Origin of the sequence: Brasilonema bromeliae SPC951 (assembly GCF_012912135.1) — a bacterium.
Lineage (GTDB): Bacteria > Cyanobacteriota > Cyanobacteriia > Cyanobacteriales > Nostocaceae > Brasilonema > Brasilonema bromeliae.
The window spans coordinates 21,703-21,958 of sequence record NZ_QMEB01000057.1; the positions used below are offsets into that span (position 1 = coordinate 21,703).

Below are 256 nucleotides of genomic sequence, written 5' to 3' on the forward strand. Positions count from 1 at the left end.
GTTTAGTGGAAGTGCTTGGTTTAGGTATTCAAGTGCTTTTTGTTTTTCTCCTAAAGCAGAGTAAACTTTCCCGATATTATTGAGTGTTGTAGCTTCTCCACTCCTGTCGCCCACTGCACGATACAACGGTACTGCTTGATTGTAGAATTCAAGTGCTTTTTGTTTTTCTCCTAAAACTAGCCCGATATTATTGAGTGTTGTAGCTTCTCCACGCCTGTCGCCCACCGCACGACGCAGTGGAAGTGCTTGGTTGTAG

The 256-nt window shown here is 44.1% G+C and carries 1 protein-coding gene; it reads right to left on the bottom strand.

The features are described 5' to 3' along the window. On the bottom strand, positions 1–256 hold a 256-nt coding region (locus DP116_RS29170; RefSeq protein ID WP_246275562.1), incomplete at both ends, for a tetratricopeptide repeat protein.